Source organism: Acidibrevibacterium sp. (genome assembly GCF_049965395.1).
Lineage (GTDB): Bacteria > Pseudomonadota > Alphaproteobacteria > Acetobacterales > Acetobacteraceae > Acidibrevibacterium > Acidibrevibacterium fodinaquatile.
The window spans coordinates 1-2,650 of record NZ_JBMFWJ010000102.1 but is presented as its reverse complement, the minus strand read 5'-3'; the positions used below and the strand labels follow the sequence as shown (position 1 = coordinate 2,650).

3 protein-coding genes are annotated in these 2,650 nt (G+C 65.8%); 2 read left to right on the top strand and 1 reads right to left on the bottom strand.

Annotated features, from left to right (window positions below):
* Positions 1-21: 21 nt before the first annotated feature.
* Positions 22-225 carry a PEP-CTERM sorting domain-containing protein gene (locus ACP5M5_RS14615; protein WP_427938575.1) on the top strand — a complete coding sequence of 68 codons (204 nt, stop codon included), beginning with the start codon at positions 22-24 and terminating at the stop codon, positions 223-225.
* Positions 226-345: 120 nt separating this feature from the next.
* Here the strand turns inward: ACP5M5_RS14615 and ACP5M5_RS14610 are convergent, their stop codons facing one another.
* Positions 346-978 carry an exopolysaccharide biosynthesis polyprenyl glycosylphosphotransferase gene (locus ACP5M5_RS14610; RefSeq protein WP_427938574.1) on the bottom strand — a complete coding sequence of 211 codons (633 nt, stop codon included), beginning with the start codon at positions 976-978 and terminating at the stop codon, positions 346-348.
* 371 nt (positions 979-1,349) lie between these two features.
* Between ACP5M5_RS14610 and ACP5M5_RS14605 the strand changes: the two genes are divergently transcribed.
* A partial coding sequence (locus tag ACP5M5_RS14605) for a chemotaxis protein CheB (RefSeq protein ID WP_427938572.1) occupies positions 1,350-2,650 on the top strand: 1,301 nt, incomplete at its 3' end.

Below are 2,650 nucleotides of genomic sequence, written 5' to 3'. Positions count from 1 at the left end.
ACGTTCACGGATTCGAGCGCCATGTTAAACAGCCAGCCCGCCGAATTGACCGAGACCTGGAGCCAGGCTTCGACGGCCGTCGAGCCGAGCGTCGGCGGTACGTTCAATTCCAATCCCAATCTCGCAGTGCCAGAGCCACGGTCGATCGGGATATTGGCGCTTGCGCTCGCCGCTCTGGGGTTTGTTCGCAGGCATACCCGTGCCGGTAGCAACTCGCCCGCTTGACGATCACTGCCGGCAAGAGCAGCTCCACCGCGGTGGCGGCGTCGCCGCGGTGGATGGCCGATCGTCGTGCCGTCGTGCGTGCGTCCGCGTTGACGGAACGCGATCAGCGACCGCGCGCGGTTAACGCGCGCCGATCCCGAACAACACCACTCGCACCGTGCGCAACAGGATCCGAAAATCCAACCCGCGGCTGCGATGGCGGAGATAATAGAGGTCATAAGTCAGCTTGTGACGCGCGTCTTCAACCGAGGCGCCGTAGGGATAATTGACCTGCGCCCAGCCGGTGATCCCCGGTGGGATTTCGTGCCGGCTCTGATAGTCCGGAACGACCTGGGCGAGCTGGTCGACGAAATGCGGCCGCTCGGGCCGTGGCCCGATCAGGCTCATGTCGCCGCGCAGGACATTGAGGAGCTGTGGCAATTCGTCAATGCGCGTCAGGCGCAAAAACCTGCCCACCCGCGTCACCCGCGGGTCGCCGACGCTGGCCCAGCGCGGGCCGTCGCGCTCGGCATCGACCCGCATACTGCGGAATTTGAGCAGGGTGAAAGTTTTGCCATGCCGCCCGACCCGGCTCTGACGATAGAAAACCGGGCCCGGCGAATCGAGTTTGATCAGCCCCGCCGCGACCACCGTGACCGGCAGCGTCAACACCAGCAATGCACTGCCGGCGATGAGATCGCGTCCCCGCCGCTCAGCGGCGCTCCAGCGTCCGGCGGTGATCACCCAAAGCCTGCTCCGCCTCACGACCGCCATCGCATTCTTCCCCTCTGTCCGGCCCACGTGATGGAAACGGCTGCGATCCCGCCTATCCCATCGCGGCAAGGCTCAGGGATTGAAACGAAGGGGTCGAGATCGACCACCATCCTTGCAACCCTAGGCGCGCGGCGCGTGAAGGCCAGACTCGGAGAGTACCCAAACCCGCTAAGGCGGTGTTTTGCAGCCGCCTTTTTGGTTGACATCGCGCGGCGCCGGGCCAACGCTCGCCAGTATGACCGAAGGCGATGGACAAGGCTGTCTGCCCCTGCCACTTCGCGCCCGGTTGGAAAGTAACGCCCATGCGCCATGCAAGATCGCCAGACGCCGGTGCCACGCGCGCGCAACCTGCGGCGCGTTCGCGGGCGGCGATGCGCGTCGAGAAAGATCGGGACGATTTCCCGGTGGTGGCGATCGGCGCCTCGGCGGGCGGGCTCGAGGCCTGTCGGCGGCTTTTGCATGCCTTGCCGGCCGACACCGGCATGGCGTTCATCCTGGTCCAGCATCTCGATCCCAACCATGGGAGCATGTTGGTCGATCTGCTTTCCAGCGCCACCACCATGGCCGTCGTGCAGGCGAGCGAGGGCATGCCGATCGTGCCCGATCATCTCTACGTCATTCCGCCCGGGCGCTATCTTTCGGTCGCCGCCGGCGGGCTCCATGTCTCGCAACCGGAAGCACGCCACGGCGCCCGTCTGCCGTTCGATCATCTCCTCACCACGCTTGCGCTCGTTTATGGTCAGCGCGGGATTTGCGTGATCCTCTCGGGCACCGGGTCCGATGGCTGTCTCGGCCTCAAGGCGGTGAAGCAGCATGGCGGCATGGTTCTCGCCCAGGATCCCACCGAGGCGAGCTATGACGGGATGCCGCGGAGCGCGATCGCGACCGGTCTCGTCGATCGCGTGCTGGCGGTGGCGGAAATCCCGTCGGCGCTCAGCCCCCAGCGGGCGGCGCCGACCTCCGCCCCCGAGGCGCCGCCGCCGCCCGCGCTGGCGCCCGATCACCTGGCGCGCGTGATCACGTTCCTGCGCGGCCAGACCGAGCACGATTTCACCCATTACAAGCCCGGAACCCTGCAACGCCGTATTGAGCGGCGCATGGCGATGGCCGCGCTCGCCGCCGATGACGTCGAAGGCTATCTCGAAATCCTCCGCACCGACCAGCGCGAGCGCGATCTTCTGATCAAGGATCTGCTCATCAACGTCACCAGTTTTTTTCGTGATCCGCGGGTGTTCGACGTGCTGGCCGGCCAGGTCATCCCCAGCCTGATCCACGGCCGCGGGTCTGACCAGCCGATCCGTCTCTGGGTTGCCGGCTGCAGCACCGGCGAAGAAACCTACTCCCTGGTGATGCTGTTTCGCGAAGCGATCACCGCCGCCAAACTCAATATCAGGCTGCAGGTTTTCGCCTCCGACGTCGATCCCGAGGCCGTCGCTGCGGCGCGCGAGGGGCTCTACCCGGAGGCGATCGCCAAGGGCGTCTCGCCGGCGCGGCTGTCGCGCTTTTTCGTGCGCGAGGAACAGGGCTATCGCGTTTCGCCGGAACTGCGCGCGGTGGTGGTGTTCACCATCCAAGACGTGCTGGCCGATCCGCCCTTCTCCCGGCTCGACATGATATCGTGCCGCAACCTGCTGATCTATCTGATGCCCGACGCCCAGACGAAAGTGCTCTC

Excerpts from the sequence above, each read along its gene's own strand:
- ACP5M5_RS14610 (WP_427938574.1), bottom strand. The coding sequence starts at position 978 with ATGGCGGTCGTGAGGCGGAGCAGGCTTTGGGTGATCACCGCCGGACGC.
- ACP5M5_RS14615 (WP_427938575.1), top strand. The coding sequence starts at position 22 with ATGTTAAACAGCCAGCCCGCCGAATTGACCGAGACCTGGAGCCAGGCT.